The organism is Halothiobacillus diazotrophicus (assembly GCF_001663815.1).
GTDB classification, from domain to species: Bacteria; Pseudomonadota; Gammaproteobacteria; order Halothiobacillales; family Halothiobacillaceae; genus Halothiobacillus; species Halothiobacillus diazotrophicus.
In genome coordinates, this window is record NZ_CP016027.1 from 1,960,890 (window position 1) to 1,976,720 (window position 15,831).

The window sequence follows — 15,831 nt, forward strand, 5'->3', positions numbered from 1 at the left end:
AATATCAGCGCCCGTCTATTCAATGCCTGGCCACACACATGCCGTTCGCTCATGTCGTCGCCTGCCCGCTGTCCTGCATCGGCGCCAGACGTAGCCGCATGTGCGCCTTGCCGTCTTCCACGCCGGAATCCACGCGCGTAACCGTCAATCCGCCCGTCGTCTTGAGCCGGTCGAACAGGGACTGCAGCACGGCATACTGCTGGCCGGTGATTTCCGCCGTCAGCTGATGGTCGGCATAACGCAGGGATTGGATGGTCAAACTGCCGTCCTTCTGCCGCAAGTCATGCAGCGTCTTGCCGAACGCCGCGAGGGTCGTCAGGAACCCGTCTCTTTGCGGTCCGGCGTCCAACTGATCGAGCGCCTGCTGCAACTGCACCCGGGCATTGACGAGGCGCTTGGCCTGGGGCAATGCGGCGTGAAAATCCTGCACCACCTGCGCTTGCAGGGCATCAGCCTGCCGCGCCATCTGCCAGGTCGAGACGACCTGACCGACCATCACGAGACCCAGCATCACGCCCGCAACCAACGCCACCTGTCCCCAGCGTCGCTGCAGCAGCCGCGCTTCGGCCTGTCGCGGCGGAGTGACGGCGGACAGGGGCTGATTGCCCGCCAGGCCCTGCCGCCAGATTGCCGGCCACTCTGCCTCACCCGGCGCTGGCACCGATACCCGCGCGATATCCGTCGGCCAGCCCTCGGGCGCCGGCGAGGCCGCCCGGGTCGGATCGGCATCGTGGAACTGAACCTGCTTGGGCCGATCCGCCAGCCGGGCCAGCACCGCGCCGACGCGCGCTTCCGAGTCACCGACGCCATCGACGGCGGGCGGCAGCACGAACCCCTGATACGGGCCGGTCACCACCACGATCAGATCGGTAAAGGGTTCCCGCCAGACGGAGAAGGTCTCCGGTTCCGGCGGGGGCAGCAGATCGGCCAGCGCCACCATGGCGAAGGCCGTAACGCCCGATGCCTCGAGTTGTGCCAGTATCCGGGTACGGCGCGCGGCATCCACCAGCAGCACCGGCCAATGGCCCGGCGTCAACGGACGCTCGGCCAGTACGACGTGCAATTGCGCCGGGTCCTCGGCCGCCGCCAGTTCTTCCAGGGCAAACGGCAAGGCCTGCAGCGCTTGATGGCGCTTGCTGCTCGGGATCGGTACCAGCAGCCGACCGACGCCGTGATCCGAAAGAATCACGACCAGCGACGGTCGACCCGTTTGCGCCGCGACGAAAGCCCCGAACTCGGGCCAACCACCGTGCATCGGCGCCTTACCGGGCGGATACCAGACCAGGGTCTGGCCCGCCTGGTCGGCTATAAACAGTAAAATCCGTTCAGACATGCTTCGGAACTCAAGGCAATGATTCGAGAAGGACCCGTCATCGGGCGCTCAATGATCGCATAGCGCCGACGAATCACCGTATCCAGATGCACCGTCACCACGCAGAGAAAATATCCACTGTTCACCGCCAGCCCTTCCGCCGGCACCGTTTTGCCGCCGAACAGCGGCTGCGCCAGGAAATTCGCCACCGACCCGATGTTCTGACGAATCGTTGACCCGGCCTGCCCGAGATTGTCCACCGCCGGGCCCACAGATGGGCTCGCATCCTGGCTGACACCTTGGCCCACTTGCCCGCCGGTCGACAGCCGATCCGCCCCCAGGGCGATCAACACCGGTGACGGCGCACTGTTCAGGTTGATCGGCGTACCGATCGGCAGGGCCGTCACATAAGGCGCCAGACGTCGATAGATGTCCGGCGTCACACCCGGTAGCGCACGCAGTTCGGTCACGCTTTGCATCGGTCGCCCCGCCGGCACGAAGGGCGTATCCGGCGTCGACGTCTGACTCAGGGGCTCCAGATTCGGGTTCCGGGAAATCCAGTCGATCAGCGCATTGCTGATGTCCGTCTGGATATGCAGTGCCGACAGCAGATGCTGGAACCGCGTCTTGGCCACCAGATCGACCTTGTCCTCCGTCGTGATCAGACTATTGAGATTGAATCGTCCCTGGAGGTCGATCACCCGCAAACTCATCGTCGCCGCATCGACCGGAATCCCCGTCAACGGCTGCGCCCAGGAATCCGCCGGGCCATCGACATGGCGGTCGTCCCGATCCAGCAGTGCCTGCGCCAGCACGAGCGCGCTCGAGGCCAGTTCATCGGCCCGCGCGCCATTGATCAACGCCGAGGTGGTGCCGATCGCATTCTGATTCCGGACGATCATCGTCGCCGCCAATCCCGTTGCGATGGCCAACACCAGCAGGGCCACGATCAGCGCCACGCCCTGCTGCTGCCGGCAAGCCGGTATCGACCGCCCCTTTGTCATGCGGACAAAATGCCGACTCATCGCCCATTCTCCTCGGCCGGCGCCACCAGGCCAGAGGACACGGGTGCCGACGTCGACGCCCCCGCCGTACCCGCATCGGTCGCCGATGAACCAGGTGAAGCCCCCTCGCCGGTTGCGGACGGTGCCTGCGCCTTGGGCCAATCGGCTACCTGCGGAACCGTCAGGCGCAAGGGCGGCATCTGCGCCAAGGTGATATTCAGTTCGGTCGCCTTCGGCAGGCCCGCATCCGGCGCATTCGGCGGCGGCCAGACCTCGAAGGACTGGTTATTCGCATCGTAAAATCGGAGCGTCAACGCCTCGACACCCGTGAGCAGCGGGTGCCAGACCAGAGGCCGCGCACTGTCGTTCACGGTACCGTCCACCGGCATCAACACGGCGCGCTCCAAGGTTTTTCCCGTCAGTCGCCAGAACACCCGCGCCATCTGCGAACGGGGTTTGTCCCAGGGGTTGGCGGCATCCAGGCGCGTGAGCGTCAACAGATCGGTCGCACCGCCCAGAAAGGCCGGTACCTGACCACCCAGCACGTCACGCACCGGTCGGTCGACGGCAAAGGCCAGATCCTGCTGCAGCACGCGCAATCCCTGCTGACGCACCGTGAGGGCCTTCGTCGCCGCCTGCACGATGCCGCCTTGCCGAATCACCGTATTCAAACCGCCGTAGGCCATGACGGCGACGAATGCGAAGATCGCGATCGCCACCAGCAGTTCCAGCAAGGTGAATCCCGATTGACGCCGCATCAGCCACCCCCTGCGGGGGCCACATCGCTCGATGTCGTCCCGCCCGCATACAGATAGGTCACCATGCTCGACTGCCCCTCGCTCGACGGCGGTGCGATCACGCGATATTCCACCCGAAACACGCCGGGGATCAGGCCCTTCGACACCGTTTGGGTCACCTGCCACGTCCGACCGGACACCCGTATTTCGCTGCTTTGCGTGCCGAGCGGCGGCATGGCTGCGGCCAGATGGAGGCGAGCACACAGATCCTCGGCAATCACATTGGCCGCCGTATCGGCCCGCAGCCGCTGCAGGATGTCGGCACTCTGTCCGCTGACCCGGATCACCGCGCCCATGGCGATCGCCAGGATGACCAGGGCCACCAATACTTCGAGCAGGGTGAATCCCCCTGCTGCCGATACGCCGGTTGACCGCTTCATGGGGACGACGCACCCGGCTCGTCCGCCAGGCTCAGCGTCTGCGTCCGACCATGCCGACCGCGCAGGCTCAGCTCAGGTGCACCGCTTGGCGCACGCCACTGGCCCTGTGACGTCACGGCCAGCAGGGCGTCCCGCCGGGGATCGCTCGCCGGCAAGTGCAACGAATCTCCCGCATCGGATCGCGAATCGACTCGGCAACCCGTGGCCCATTGCAGCGTGTCAAGCACCGTCCGTGTCACGCCGGCGGTTTCGGACGGCGTCGCGGCCGGCGAGGTCGATGCCCCCGCCACCGTCGGCGCAACCGCCAGAACGAAACTGTCCAGGGTATCGTTCCTTCGACCGATGTAGACCGTTTCATCCCGCTGCGCGGCGGTCACGACCTGCCGATCGAGCCAGCGCTGGGCGTCCGCCCGGCACACCGTAACCCCGTCCGGTTCGGTCCGGTTCAGACTCATCACGGCGAAGCTGGCCAGGATCCCGACGATCACGATCACCACGACCAGTTCGATCAGGGTGAAGCCAGCCTGATCGCGATGGCGGGGCCGTTTCGGCGAACGGTCAGGAATGATTCCCGGCCGCACCGCCATCTTCCTGCCAATTGCCGATGTCGGCATTGGCGCCGGTTCCGCCCGGCTGACCGTCGGCGCCGAGGCTGTAGAGATCGAAGGGGCCATGCTGGCCCGGACTCAGGTACTGATAGGGGTGATTCCAGGGATCCATCGGCAGTCGATCCAGATAGCCGCCCTGGCGCCAGTGCGGGGCATTGGCGGGCGGCTTCACCAGTGCTTCGAGCCCCTGGTCGGTGGTCGGGTAGACCTGGTTGTCCAGCTTGTACAGCTGCAGGGCGGACTCGATCGCCCGCACGTCCTGCTTGGCCTTGGCGATGCGCGCGTCGTCCGGCCGATCCATGATCTTGGGCACGACGATGGTCGCCAGAATCGCCAGAATGACCACGACGACCATCACTTCGATCAGGGTGAAGCCGCGGCTGGCGCGCAGACGGGTGGGCAGGAAATTCGTCAGGGTGTGTGTCATCTCAGTGAACCATTTGGTTGAGGTCGAAAATCGGAATCAGGATCGCCAGCACGATGATCAGGACCACCGTCCCCATCACCAGGATCAGGATCGGCTCGAACAGGCCGAGCAGGGCATTGATCAGCGTATCCAGTTCGCGTTCCTGCTGGGCGGCCGCCCGCTCCAGCATGTTGCCCAGAGCACCGCTCTGCTCTCCGGCTGCGATGAGCTGGACCATCATGGGCGGAAATCGGCGCGACTGTTCCAGCGAACGGGCCAGTGGCGCCCCCTCCCGGACCCGGTCGGTGGCGGCCAGGATGGCGCGGCGCATGGGCTCGGAGGCCACGACCTCGCCGCTGATGGTCAACGCCTTGAGCATCGGCACCCCGGCGGCACTCAGGATGCTGAGCGTACGCGCGAACCGCGCCGCATTGAACCCCCGGATCAGCGGACCGATCACCGGCAGCTTCAACTGCAGGGTCGCCCACCACAGGGCGAAGCCGGGCTTCTTCAGCGCCCAGGCAAAGCCGACGCCCGCCGCAACCATGCCAAGAATAAGCCAGACCCATTGCGCCCGTATGAACGCGCTGGTCGCCATCAGCCCACGGGTCAGGGGCGGCAGGGTCTGCTTCATCTGCACGAACACCTGGACGACCTGCGGCACCACGTAGGTGACGAGGCCCACGACGACCGCCACGGCCATCAGGGTCAGCAGGGCCGGGTAGAAGAGGGCCATCTGGACCTTCTGGGTCGTGGCCTGACGCGCCTCGGTATAGTCGGCCAGCCGTTCCAGCACGGCTTCGAGATGACCGGACTCCTCGCCCGCCGCCACCGTCGCCCGGTACAGATCGGAGAAGGCACGCGGAAAGGCCGACAGTCCCTGGGCAAAACTCTGCCCCTCCACGACCCGGGAACGCACGGTGGTGATGATGCGCCGCACGCGGGGTTGTTCCGTCTGACGAATGATGCCCGCCAGGGCCGCATCGATGGGTAGCCCGGCGGCGATCAGCGTCGAGATCTGGCGGGTGAACAGGGCGAGTTCGGTCGGACTCAAGCCCTGCCAGCGGGAGAATCGGCCACCGGCGCCCGGTGGGGGGGCGGCATCGTTCGACACGGCCGCAATGGTCAGTGGCGACAGCCCTTGTTCCCGCAACAGGCCGCGGGCGCCCCGCGCACTGTCGCTCTCGATCACGCCCTTGCGGGTCTTCCCCCGGGCATCCAGCGCGCTGTATTCGAAGGCGGCCACGGCGACTTATCCTTCCGCCGTGACGCGCAGCAGTTCTTCCGTGGTCGTCACGCCCGCCCGGACCAGTGCCGCCCCGTAGGCGAGAATCGACGGGCTGCTGCGCCGCACCTGCGCCTCGATCGCCTGTTCCGCCGCCCCGTCGTGAATCAGCCGACGCGCGTCGGCGTCGATGGCGATCAGTTCATACACCCCGGTTCGCCCGACATACCCCCGCCCCGCCTCGCGGGCCGCCTCGCTGACACGATACAGGGTCGGCGGATCGCGCGGATCCAGCCCCAGCAACGCACATTCGGCGTCATCCGGCGTATAGGCTTCGCGCGTCTCGGGATCCAGTCGGCGTACCAGGCGCTGGGCGAGGACGCCGATCAGGCTGGACGACAGCAGGAACGGCTCCACGCCCATGTCCCGCAAGCGGGTGATCGCCCCAACGGCCGAATTCGTGTGCAGGGTCGACAGCACCAGGTGCCCCGTCAAGCTCGCCTGGACGGCGATCTCCGCCGTCTCGACGTCGCGGATCTCCCCGACCATCACCACGTCCGGATCCTGACGCAGAATGGCGCGCAGACCGCGGGCGAAGGTCATGTCGACCTTCGGGTTGACCTGGGTCTGCCCGATGCCGTCCAGGTAGTACTCGATCGGGTCTTCCACCGTGAGAATGTTGCGCGCCCGCGTGTTGATCTCGGACAGCGCCGCATACAGCGTGGTGGTCTTGCCGGAGCCGGTCGGCCCCGTAACCAGCAGAATCCCGTGCGGGCGATGGATCAGGGCATTGAGGCGCGCCTGTATTTCGGGCGTGAGGCCGAGGTTGTCCAGCGTGAGACGTCCGGCCTGCTTGTCCAGCAGACGCAGTACCACGCGCTCCCCGTTGCCCGAGGGCAATGTCGAGACCCGCACGTCCACCGGCCGCCCCGCCAGCCGCAGCGAAATGCGCCCGTCCTGCGGCACGCGCTTCTCGGCAATGTCGAGATTCGCCATCACCTTGATCCGCGAGACGATCACGCCGGCAACGGCACGCGGCGGTTCGATGATCTCCCGCAGCATACCGTCGATCCGGAAACGCACGACCATCCGCGACTCGAAACTCTCGATGTGGATATCCGAGGCCCCCTCGCGGACCGCCTCGCTCAGCAGGGCATTGATCAGGCGGATGATCGGCGCCTCGTCGTCGGCTTCCAGCAGGTCGATCGGTGCATTAAGGGTATGAGCGAGATCGTCGAGGCTTCCCTCGCCGAGATCCTCGACCATCTCCTGGGCCATGCTGGACCCGCCTTCGTAGGCGCGCGCCAGTTCCCGCTCGAATTCGTCCGGGTCCAGCCAGTCGAACGTCAGTCCCTCGGGAAACCGGCGCCCCAGTTCCGCCAGAACGGGGACGGGCAGGGGCTTGCAGTGCCGCACGGTCCAGGCCGGCGTCGCGGTATCGGTGGCCGAAGTCGTCGACGCCACCAGCACACCGAACCGGCGTGCATAGCCATAGGGCAACGGAGGCTTGGTCGGCAGGACATTCATGAAAACGCGATCCTCACTGGGCACGCGCGGACTGACTGACCGTCGTCGCGGCGCCTCGGAGCGTGGCTTCCCGGACCCGATCCTGCTCCATCAATTGCTGGATGTTCTCCGGCAGGGGAATCGGCAGGTTCCGCTGGAAGGAGTGCTCGGGGGGAAGCACGGCCCAGTCCTTCGGATCGATCAGCGAGCGGGAATCGTAGATGTCTCGCTGGCTCTGGCGGATCCGGGCATATTGCGCCTGACTGAATTTGGCGAGCTTGCCGTTCGCATCGATGATCAACGGACGGATGAACACCATCAGATTGCGCTTGGTGGAACTCGCCGTCCGGTAACGGAACAGGTTGCCGATCACCGGGATGTCGCCCAGGCCCGGCACGCTCTGCTGGTTGGAATTCGAGGAATCGTCGATCAGGCCGCCCAGGACGACAACGTCGCCATCGTCCACCTGTACCGTCGTTGTCACGTTGCGCTTGTTGGTGATCAGACCGGCCGTCGTCTGCGCCGTGGTGTCGAGGCTCGACACTTCCTGCTCAATCTTCAGACGGACCGTGCCGTCCGGGCTGATCGTCGGCGTCACCTTCAGCTTGACGCCGATATCCTCGCGGGTGATCGTCTGGAAGGGGTTGGTCGGCGAGGTGGCGGAGCCCGTCTGCGCGTAGGAACCGGTCACGATCGGAATGTTCTGGCCGACGACGATACTGGCCTCCTGATTGTCCAGGGTCAGCAGGCTGGGCGTGGAGAGGATGTTGTTGCCCGCATCGCCGGAAAGGGCCGAGACCAGCAGGGCGAAATCCGTCCCGCCCTGACCGTAGCGCCCTACGCCGACATTGCCGCCGTCACCCAGGCTCGAGGCCAGACCGAGCCCCAGGGCATTGGCGGTCCCGCCCGTGCCGGCCTGCGCCGCTGAGCTGGCCACGCTCGACAACAGGCCATTGAAGGTGGAAATGCCGATCGGCACCGTCCCATTGTGCCCACCCACGAGAAACTGGGTGCCGATCTTCTTGGTCAGGCCATTGGACACCTCCGCGATGATCGCCTCGACGAGGACCTGCTGCCGGCGAACATCGAGCTGGTGAATCACCGACTCGATGGACTCCATCCGGCTTGGCGATGCCGTCACCACCAGGGCGTTGAGGGACTTGTCGGCCGTCACGTCGACCTGTCCGCCCAGCACGGCCGCCGTAGTCCCCGCGCCGGCCTTACCAGTTGGCGTAGTCGTACCGGTCTGTGCGGCAAGGCCCTTGAGCACCTTCACCAGATCCTCGGCATTGGCGTACTGCAAGCGGAACACCCGCGTATTGCCGAAGCTGCGCTCCGGCGTATCCAGATTCAGGATGACCGCCCGCATACGCGCCCGGGCCACCGCATCGCCGCTCAACAGCACGCTGTTGGTCCGGTCATCCGCGGCGAATGCCGGCACCGACGAAATATTGTTCGCCGCATTTCCGCCCCCGGCCGCACCGCCCGCTGCCGCATGTGCCATGAGGCCGCTGGCACCGAACAGGGCCTTGAGCGTCGCCACGACCGATTCGGCGGACGCCCGTTTCAGGCGGATCACCTCCACGTCGCCGACCGCCGGCTGATCCACCTGGGCGAGAATCTTCTTCAGACGGCCGATATTGCCCGCGCGATCGGTAATCACTAGGGCATTGGCGTCCGGATACACCGAAAGCGCCGCCTGTTGCGGCATGATCTGTCGCAACACCGTCAGCAGGGGAGCCGCGGGCACATACCGCAGACGCACCACTTCGGTCACCATCTGATCGCTCTCGGTAGACGGTCCGGGATTCACCGGCTGGGCATCCGAGCGCGCGTTGACTTCCGGGACGATCTTGATGACGTTGCCCACGGTCACGGCGGCAAAGCCATTCACCTGCAGAATCGACAGGAAGACGTCGTAGAGTTTCTGCGGACTCATGGGATGGGCCGAAATCACGGTCACCCGGGCCTTTACCCGCGGATCGACGATGAAATTCTTGCCCGTGACCTTCGACACCGCCTCGATCAGGGCATTGATATCCATATCGCGGAAATTCAGGGTGACCTCACCCTGATCGGCCGAATGCACACCCGGCGGCGGTTCATCGGCGGCCGGCGCTGCAGCGGCTGAGGCGCCCCCCAGACCGACGGTCAGGGCAACTGCCAGTGCGACGACCAGCGGGTGGCCGAGAGATCCCTTGCGGGGTGCGTAAAAGCGCTGTGTCATCGAAGAGCGTCCAAATTAAGCGTCAAATGCATCGGGCGACCTTGGCGCTCGATGGTTACGGGGATCGACTGGCCAGAGCGGAGCAGTGGCATCAGGTGCGGCAACAGATTGCCGTCCGTCACCGGACGTCCGTCCGCCTCCGTCAGCACATCGCCGTCCATCAGGCCGAGGCGCCCGAGCAATGCGGTCTGACCGGAAACGGGGTGCAGGACGAAGCCCCGCAGTTGCCCACCGCGGTTTTCCGGAACCAATCGCACGTACTGCATCAGGGATTGCGGGTTTTGCAGAATGGATTGACGAGTGGGCGGCGGCGTTTCGGATTCGGGCAACGTATTGGTCTCCGATCCGCCCGACAGCAACGTGGGGGGTACCGTACTCGGGGCCGTATTCAGTGCCGCCGGCTTGGGGAAGCGAATGGCCTCCAGCCGCCCCTGATTGGCGAGAATGACGCGATCGGGTTCGATCGCATGCACGACCACGTTCGGCGAGACTTCCGAGCCAACCTGCAGCAACTTGACCGCATTACCGACACCCAGCATGACGAGTGGCGGTGTCGTCCCGCTGATAATCCCTTCCAGGCGCACCCCCAGACTGGACGACTGGACCGTATCGATCGGCTGTTCGCTGGGCTTCGCCCGACCAAACAGGGCCCACCGGCCCACCTGACCCAGAGCAGCTTCGCTATCGATCGCCGCGCGCGCGGTCGTCCCCGGATTCGGATTCGATGCGGCGGGCAAGAACGGTGGCGGTACGACCCACGACCAGGTCAGCCGCGCGGCGATGAGCCCGCAGGCAATCACCAGCAACAGCAGAACAAGGTTCGGAATGCGTACGGATTGCAACCAAACAGGGGGATTCACGTCGATCAAATTTCCAATCCATGCAGCGTTTTCACGCTGATCCGTGCCGAACCGCCGATAACTGATGCCGGAGATGACCCGGCGCGGGATGCAGGCGAGCACCCCCGGTGCCCGATCATGACACCCCGGACACCGGGCAACAGGCGGCGCCTTCAGCGATTCATACCGCGCGGCACGGTAAACTGCAAGTGTTTACACAACATGACGATGCCAGGATGCGGCCACCAAGTCGGTCAGCGCGTCCTGGCATCGCGAGGGTTCAGGTCAGACCGGACAGGGCCCAAAGACTCAATCCGGCCAGCATCCCGCCAATCAACGCCCCCACCAGCACATCCGAGAGGTAGTGCAGACCGAGCACCATGCGCGACAGAGCCACGGACAAGGCAAAGGGGATGACCAGCCAGGACAGGGAGGGGGCAAACACGATGATCTGAATGGCGAAGTTGACCGCATGCAGGGTGTGACCGGAGGGAAAGCTGTACTTGTCCAGGGGCGCCACGCTCAACACCAGCCCGTCATGGGCCATTTGCGGACGGGGACGCGCCGTCAGATGCTTGATCGAGGCGTAGATCGCCAGACCGAGACCGGCGGAGATCAACATGACGGCCATGGCCAACCAGGCATCATGCCCGCCGAATACGGCAATCAATCCGGCCAGGGTATACCAGGCAACCCCGTCGCCGAGCCGACTGGTGATGGCGAAATAGCGACGCAATCCACGGATCGCGTTCACATGGTTGAGCCGATACATCACGACCTGCTCCCAGTGCAGGTAGCGATGGAGAATCGAAGAAGCGCGCAAAGATCGGATGAACGTAGCCATTTTCAGCCTCCCGTCTTACCCTGCTGCTCACCCAGTGCCGTGGTCGGCACTTCCGGCAGACGAACGACAGAGCCGTTCGACTCCAGAACCGTGAGCAGATGATGCTCAAACAACCGGGTGATCAGCCCCCAGTCGAACTCCGCGGCCGTCTTGCGTGCCTGACCGCCCATGTCGGGTTGGCGATTGACGGCCGCGTCGACCGCCGTCTGCACAAACCCTGCGTCGTCATCCCATTCCACGAGGTACCCGCTGACGCGATCCTCGATCAGGCGGCTCCCGGCCGCATAGTTGAAGCTGATGCAGGACAATCCGCTGGCCATCGCTTCAAGAACCACATTACCGAACGTTTCGCTCTTGCTCGGGAAGACGAACAGATCGGCGCTGGCGTAATGCCGTGCAAGTACCTCGCCACGTTTCATGCCGACGAACCGCACCCAGGGCAACGCACGCTCCAGGCGCGTCCGTTCCGGCCCGTCACCCACCACCACGGCCCGCAAATCGGGGCGTTCGGCACGCATGGCCTCCAGCGCCTGCACCAGCAGATCGAGATTCTTCTCGGCGGCCAGACGCCCCACATGCAGGGCGACCAATCCGTCATCCCCTGTCGACGTCGTGCCCGCCAGCCATTCCTGACGCAGGGTCTCGTCCCGTCGCGCCGGAGAGAACAGATGGGTGTTCACCCCGCGGCCCAATACCACCAGTCGCTCGAAGTCCATGGCGGACAGGACACTGGCCTGCTGGTCCGTGGGGATGAAGGTCAGCGCCGTCCGATTGTGGAACCAGCGCAGATACGCCATCACCGGCCGGGTCATCCACCCCATGCGATAGTGGGTCATGTAGGTATGAAAATTCGTGTGGAGCGACGAGGTGACCGGGATCCCCAACCGACGCGCAACCATCAGCGCCGCGAAGCCCAACGGTCCCTCCGTGGCGATGTGGACGAGATCCGGACGCTGGGCGCGCCAGTTACGCATCAGGCGCCCCCACATCGGCAACCCGAAACGGACCGCCTTGTAAAACGGCAAGGCAATCCCCGGGACTTCCACGCAATCCGGCAGATCACGCGGCTCGTCAGCCCGGGGACAGATCACCTGAACCTGATGGCCGGACGCCAGCAATGACGCGTGCAGCTGTGCCAGCGTCATCGCCACGCCATTGATATCAGGCTCAAAAGTTTCGGTAACCAGACTGACGAACACGGTCGGCCTCACTATGTTTGGGTGAACCATTCATTTTCCTGCTTCGCAGAAATCACGCCCTGCGAAGCGGCCCTGGGTCGATCTCGCCGAGGGTCATTCTCCCGGGGAGCTCCACCCCGATACCATCACCGCCGAATCGGCGCGATGTGTGCCACGTCACAAGATCATTATGCCGCGTCGATACAGATTAAACACTGTCACCAACCTTAGATAAGCGGCATGACAAACGCATGACGATTATCGCAAGAAAGCCCATGATCCAAGCCCACTTGCCGGAATACACGGTCCGCCACGAACGGCCATTGGGTGTCGTCATCCGGCACCATTTCCATGCAGAAAAATACGCCAGCGTCCTATTTTGATGCAATAAACACCAAACCACCACCCGCCGCAGGCCCGGAACACGACGAAAACATTCACATCACATGCTTTTTTAATTCTGGCCCGCTTCCTGCAAATTAACGACGACCCGTTGCCCGGCGCACGGGTCGCATATCTCCCCACCATCCCTAACGAGGAAATCGCCATGACACCCGCACAAAAAGATCTGGTTCGTACAACCTGGGCGCAAGTCGTCCCCATCAAGGAAAAGGCCGCTGAACTGTTCTACGGCAAACTGTTCGAGTTGGACCCCGCCGTGAAGCCAATGTTCAAGAACGACATGGCCGAACAGGGCAAGAAACTGATGATGTCGATCAATACGGTCGTCAACTCGCTGGATCGCCTGGAACCCATGGTACCGATCCTCCAGGACATGGGCCGCCGACACAAGGGCTACGGTGTCCAGGACGCACATTACGATACCGTGGGCAGCGCCCTGCTCTGGACCCTGGAAACCGGCCTTGGCCCCGCCTTCACACCCGAGGTCAAGTCCGCCTGGACAGAAGCCTACACACTGATCGCCACCGTCATGAAGGACGCGGCCAACGCAGCCTGAACATTGCCCGCATCGCCAACGGCTTCATCCCGTTGGCGGCCGCTCCGTTGCCTTCTGCCCGGGTGCGCCTGCGATGCCGATGGCACCGAGATGAGTATGGCCGAACCCTGTGGGGTACTTGAGCCCATAACCCAGGGCTCGGTCGAATCCGATGTGCGCCCCCCAGATCAAACCCGCCAGCGTCCAGGTGGGTTCAGGCAGAAGCCACCCCAGCAACAGACAGATCATCGGCCCAACATAAGTATGCGCGAGGTTGTAGACCCCGGCGCCTATACGTGCCCCGCCCAGATACCCGAGAAACGCCAGATCCGGTAAAAAGAAGCAGAGCGCAAAAATCCATCCGTTACCGCCCAAGGCCCTGTACATCACCCCCGCGCCCACCAGCATCGCCAAACCCTCGAACCTGAGCAGCCAGCGTACCGAACCTGTTGCACCCACGGTCATACCAACCTCCTCAACGCCCGTCACGTTCCGCCGGTCGAACAGCCGCCCGCAGAATCGCCAACTGGTTGCGTAAAGCGCCGACAAAATCCGGACGCGCCATGATTCCCTGCTCATCCAGCCCGGTTCCCAGCACCGGCAGTGTCAGACACGCGGCATCAACCCAGTGAGCCGACATCGTGATCAGAATTTCCCGCAGGGAAGCCGGTGCATGAACGTACCGTGGCGACGCAGAGAGCAGCGCCACCGGCTTCTCCACAAAAGCCTCGGTACCGACCATCCAGTCGAGGGCATTCTTGAGCGTGCCCGTGACCCCATGGGCATACTCGGGACTGGCGATCAGTACGGCATCGGCCGTCACCAGCGCCGCACACAATCGAGCCACAACCGGCGGGGCCGTCGCCTCATCATCCGGGTTGAACAGGGGCAACGCCCCTAACGAATCGTAGACTGCCAGCTCAATGCCCTCGGGCGCGGTCTCCGCCGCGGCACGCAACAGGGCTCGGTGCAACGAAGCCGAACGAAGACTGCCGGACAAACCCAGTATGTGCATGATTCAGAGCTCCGATTCACCGGGGTAAGCGCCTGACGTCATCCCCCGTCCAGGCCCGGCCCTGCTTTCCGTAAGTCCACATCATAACGCGCGCCGACAGCCGCAGGTGACCGCAGTCCGTGAAACTCTGCACTAGAATAGCGACACGTTCATCACGGCGTCGCGGGCGGACATGACCCGCGGATCGGCGCCCTCATCCACATCTGCCACGGGAAACGCGTTATGTCAGAGTTCTGGAATCAAAAATACCAACGAGACGATTACTTTTACGGCGAGGCCCCCAATGATTTTCTCCATTCCCAGGTCTTTCGCCTGCCGGCCGGTGCCCGCATCCTGGTCGTCGGCGACGGCGAGGGGCGCAATGGCGTCTGGCTCGCCAAGCAGGGCTTTGAGGTCACGACGGTGGATTTTTCCTCGGTGGCCTGCGGCAAGGCCAAGGCGCTGGCCGATCGGATGGGCGTTCATCTCGATGTCCAGTGCGCGGATCTGCACCAATGGCAGTGGCCGAAAAGCCACTACGATGCCGTCGTATCGATCTATCTGCATTTCATGCCCGAAGATCGCAGGCAACTGCACCCGAAGATGGCCGAAGCACTGATTCCCGGCGGTTGGCTCATCATCGAGCTGTTTCACCCCTTGCAACTCAACTATCAAAGCGGCGGACCGAAAGTCCCGGAGATGCTGCTGACCACCACCGATCTGGCCTCGGACTTCACTCAGCTGCAATGGCGACTGCTGATGGAGGGCAAGGCGCTATTGGCCGAAGGCCCGGGTCATGCCGGCCCGGCGCACGTGACGCACGGTGCCGCACAGAAACCCCGGTAATCGTGACATGGTAGAAAGTTGAGCCCGATTCGGGGCAGGGACAAGCCAACAGGAGGGAATACTAAATGACTATTGTTCTCATTTAGCTTACCGTGCTACAGTATTAGCTACTGGTTAAATGCGAACAATACTCACCCGGGGGATCCCGATGAAACACCCCACTCTTTTTTCCGTGGAGTCGGCTCTTGTGAACGCGATCAGGCCCGCCCATGCCGTCCGAACCCAAACCCCGCCGGATTACGTGCTGGGACTGGCCACGCGCGGCACGCATGTCCGCGTCACGGGCTTTCGCGGTGATGCCGTCGCGATGGAAAAGCGCCTGGCAGCCATGGGCATTCGCATCGGCAGCGAGCTGGAAATCGTCCAGCACGAAGGCAGCTCGGTCGTCGTTCGCGTCGGAGAAACCCGCATTGCCATCGGCGTTGCCCTGGTACATCGGCTCCTCGTCACGACCATCGGCGGATCCGCGCGCTCATGACGGAAGCCCTCAGTCTGATGTCGCTGAAACCCGGCGACGAGGGGGTTGTGCTGGGATTCGTCAAAGGCGGGGACATCGAGTACCGTCGGCGCTTGATGGCCATGGGGCTCGTCCCGGGCACCCGATTCACCGTCACCCGGCTGGCGCCCCTGGGCGATCCCATCCAGCTCAAGGTACGGGATTCCGCCCTGACCCTGCGCAAGGACGAAGCCCACCAGTTGCGCATCGGCCGCGCGACGGACGCGTAACC

Annotated in this window: 18 protein-coding genes; 4 read left to right on the top strand and 14 right to left on the bottom strand. The window is 64.1% G+C overall.

What is annotated here, in order from left to right:
- Positions 1-49: 49 nt before the first annotated feature.
- From gspL to A9404_RS08585, 12 genes are all read right to left on the bottom strand, one after another.
- Positions 50-1,333: a type II secretion system protein GspL gene (gene gspL / locus A9404_RS08530; protein WP_066100248.1), complete on the bottom strand. Its 1,284-nt coding sequence runs from the start codon at positions 1,331-1,333 to the stop codon at positions 50-52.
- Positions 1,306-2,337 carry a type II secretion system minor pseudopilin GspK gene (gene gspK / locus A9404_RS08535; protein ID WP_066100250.1) on the bottom strand — a complete coding sequence of 344 codons (1,032 nt, stop codon included), beginning with the start codon at positions 2,335-2,337 and terminating at the stop codon, positions 1,306-1,308. Before gspK ends, gspL begins: the two co-directional genes overlap by 28 nt.
- Complete coding sequence (gene gspJ / locus A9404_RS08540) at positions 2,334-3,074, bottom strand: type II secretion system minor pseudopilin GspJ (protein ID WP_066100253.1); 741 nt, start codon at positions 3,072-3,074, stop codon at positions 2,334-2,336. Before gspJ ends, gspK begins: the two co-directional genes overlap by 4 nt.
- Positions 3,074-3,493: a type II secretion system minor pseudopilin GspI gene (gspI, locus tag A9404_RS08545; protein WP_066100256.1), complete on the bottom strand. Its 420-nt coding sequence runs from the start codon at positions 3,491-3,493 to the stop codon at positions 3,074-3,076. The genes gspJ and gspI overlap by 1 nt, the downstream gene beginning before the upstream one ends.
- Positions 3,490-4,074 (bottom strand): prepilin-type N-terminal cleavage/methylation domain-containing protein, encoded by a 585-nt coding sequence (locus tag A9404_RS08550; protein WP_197490316.1) that lies wholly within the window; start codon positions 4,072-4,074, stop codon positions 3,490-3,492. The genes gspI and A9404_RS08550 overlap by 4 nt, the downstream gene beginning before the upstream one ends.
- Positions 4,052-4,528: a type II secretion system major pseudopilin GspG gene (gspG, locus tag A9404_RS08555; RefSeq protein WP_066100262.1), complete on the bottom strand. Its 477-nt coding sequence runs from the start codon at positions 4,526-4,528 to the stop codon at positions 4,052-4,054. Before gspG ends, A9404_RS08550 begins: the two co-directional genes overlap by 23 nt.
- 1 nt (position 4,529) lies before the next feature.
- Positions 4,530-5,753, bottom strand: coding sequence for a type II secretion system inner membrane protein GspF (gspF, locus tag A9404_RS08560; protein WP_066100265.1), 1,224 nt, complete (start codon positions 5,751-5,753; stop codon positions 4,530-4,532).
- Between the two features lie 6 nt (positions 5,754-5,759).
- The gene (gspE, locus tag A9404_RS08565; RefSeq protein WP_066100268.1) at positions 5,760-7,259 is read right to left on the bottom strand and encodes a type II secretion system ATPase GspE; all 1,500 of its coding nucleotides are present in this window, start codon (positions 7,257-7,259) and stop codon (positions 5,760-5,762) included.
- Positions 7,260-7,272: 13 nt separating this feature from the next.
- Positions 7,273-9,465 (bottom strand): type II secretion system secretin GspD, encoded by a 2,193-nt coding sequence (gspD, locus tag A9404_RS08570; protein WP_066100271.1) that lies wholly within the window; start codon positions 9,463-9,465, stop codon positions 7,273-7,275.
- A complete protein-coding gene (locus A9404_RS08575) occupies positions 9,462-10,325 on the bottom strand; it encodes a type II secretion system protein N (RefSeq protein ID WP_197490317.1) in 864 nt (287 codons plus the stop codon). Before A9404_RS08575 ends, gspD begins: the two co-directional genes overlap by 4 nt.
- Positions 10,326-10,584: 259 nt before the next feature.
- A complete protein-coding gene (locus A9404_RS08580) occupies positions 10,585-11,148 on the bottom strand; it encodes a phosphatase PAP2 family protein (protein ID WP_197490318.1) in 564 nt (187 codons plus the stop codon).
- Between the two features lie 2 nt (positions 11,149-11,150).
- The gene (locus tag A9404_RS08585; protein WP_066100276.1) at positions 11,151-12,377 is read right to left on the bottom strand and encodes a glycosyltransferase family 4 protein; all 1,227 of its coding nucleotides are present in this window, start codon (positions 12,375-12,377) and stop codon (positions 11,151-11,153) included.
- A 496-nt stretch (positions 12,378-12,873) separates the two neighbouring features.
- Between A9404_RS08585 and A9404_RS08590 the strand changes: the two genes are divergently transcribed.
- Positions 12,874-13,284, top strand: a complete 411-nt coding sequence (locus A9404_RS08590) for a globin family protein (protein WP_066100279.1) — start codon at positions 12,874-12,876, stop codon at positions 13,282-13,284.
- A gap of 24 nt (positions 13,285-13,308) precedes the next feature.
- On the opposite strand, the gene A9404_RS08595 is transcribed toward A9404_RS08590, so the two are convergent.
- Both A9404_RS08595 and A9404_RS08600 read right to left on the bottom strand, forming a co-directional pair.
- Complete coding sequence (locus tag A9404_RS08595) at positions 13,309-13,728, bottom strand: DUF4260 domain-containing protein (RefSeq protein ID WP_066100282.1); 420 nt, start codon at positions 13,726-13,728, stop codon at positions 13,309-13,311.
- Between the two features lie 10 nt (positions 13,729-13,738).
- Positions 13,739-14,278, bottom strand: a complete 540-nt coding sequence (locus A9404_RS08600) for an NADPH-dependent FMN reductase (protein ID WP_066100286.1) — start codon at positions 14,276-14,278, stop codon at positions 13,739-13,741.
- Between the two features lie 222 nt (positions 14,279-14,500).
- On the opposite strand from A9404_RS08600, the gene A9404_RS08605 reads away from it, so the two are divergent.
- The 3 genes from A9404_RS08605 (at position 14,501) to A9404_RS08615 (ending at position 15,829) form a co-directional block, all read left to right on the top strand.
- Entirely contained in the window at positions 14,501-15,103 is a 603-nt protein-coding gene (locus A9404_RS08605; protein WP_066100289.1) for a class I SAM-dependent methyltransferase, read from the top strand.
- Between the two features lie 148 nt (positions 15,104-15,251).
- Positions 15,252-15,581 carry a FeoA family protein gene (locus A9404_RS08610; RefSeq protein ID WP_197490319.1) on the top strand — a complete coding sequence of 110 codons (330 nt, stop codon included), beginning with the start codon at positions 15,252-15,254 and terminating at the stop codon, positions 15,579-15,581.
- Entirely contained in the window at positions 15,578-15,829 is a 252-nt protein-coding gene (locus A9404_RS08615; RefSeq protein ID WP_066100292.1) for a FeoA family protein, read from the top strand. Before A9404_RS08610 ends, A9404_RS08615 begins: the two co-directional genes overlap by 4 nt.
- Positions 15,830-15,831: the final 2 nt, after the last annotated feature.

Bases quoted from the DNA above. Each gene is read 5' to 3' on its own strand.
- A9404_RS08580 (WP_197490318.1), bottom strand. From the start codon at position 11,148: ATGGCTACGTTCATCCGATCTTTGCGCGCTTCTTCGATTCTCCATCGC.
- gspJ (WP_066100253.1), bottom strand. From the start codon at position 3,074: ATGCGGCGTCAATCGGGATTCACCTTGCTGGAACTGCTGGTGGCGATC.
- A9404_RS08595 (WP_066100282.1), bottom strand. From the start codon at position 13,728: ATGACCGTGGGTGCAACAGGTTCGGTACGCTGGCTGCTCAGGTTCGAG.
- gspK (WP_066100250.1), bottom strand. From the start codon at position 2,337: ATGAGTCGGCATTTTGTCCGCATGACAAAGGGGCGGTCGATACCGGCT.
- A9404_RS08605 (WP_066100289.1), top strand. From the start codon at position 14,501: ATGTCAGAGTTCTGGAATCAAAAATACCAACGAGACGATTACTTTTAC.
- gspD (WP_066100271.1), bottom strand. From the start codon at position 9,465: ATGACACAGCGCTTTTACGCACCCCGCAAGGGATCTCTCGGCCACCCG.
- gspG (WP_066100262.1), bottom strand. From the start codon at position 4,528: ATGACACACACCCTGACGAATTTCCTGCCCACCCGTCTGCGCGCCAGC.
- gspL (WP_066100248.1), bottom strand. From the start codon at position 1,333: ATGTCTGAACGGATTTTACTGTTTATAGCCGACCAGGCGGGCCAGACC.
- A9404_RS08585 (WP_066100276.1), bottom strand. From the start codon at position 12,377: ATGGTTCACCCAAACATAGTGAGGCCGACCGTGTTCGTCAGTCTGGTT.
- A9404_RS08615 (WP_066100292.1), top strand. From the start codon at position 15,578: ATGACGGAAGCCCTCAGTCTGATGTCGCTGAAACCCGGCGACGAGGGG.
- gspI (WP_066100256.1), bottom strand. From the start codon at position 3,493: ATGAAGCGGTCAACCGGCGTATCGGCAGCAGGGGGATTCACCCTGCTC.
- A9404_RS08590 (WP_066100279.1), top strand. From the start codon at position 12,874: ATGACACCCGCACAAAAAGATCTGGTTCGTACAACCTGGGCGCAAGTC.
- A9404_RS08600 (WP_066100286.1), bottom strand. From the start codon at position 14,278: ATGCACATACTGGGTTTGTCCGGCAGTCTTCGTTCGGCTTCGTTGCAC.
- gspE (WP_066100268.1), bottom strand. From the start codon at position 7,259: ATGAATGTCCTGCCGACCAAGCCTCCGTTGCCCTATGGCTATGCACGC.
- A9404_RS08610 (WP_197490319.1), top strand. From the start codon at position 15,252: ATGAAACACCCCACTCTTTTTTCCGTGGAGTCGGCTCTTGTGAACGCG.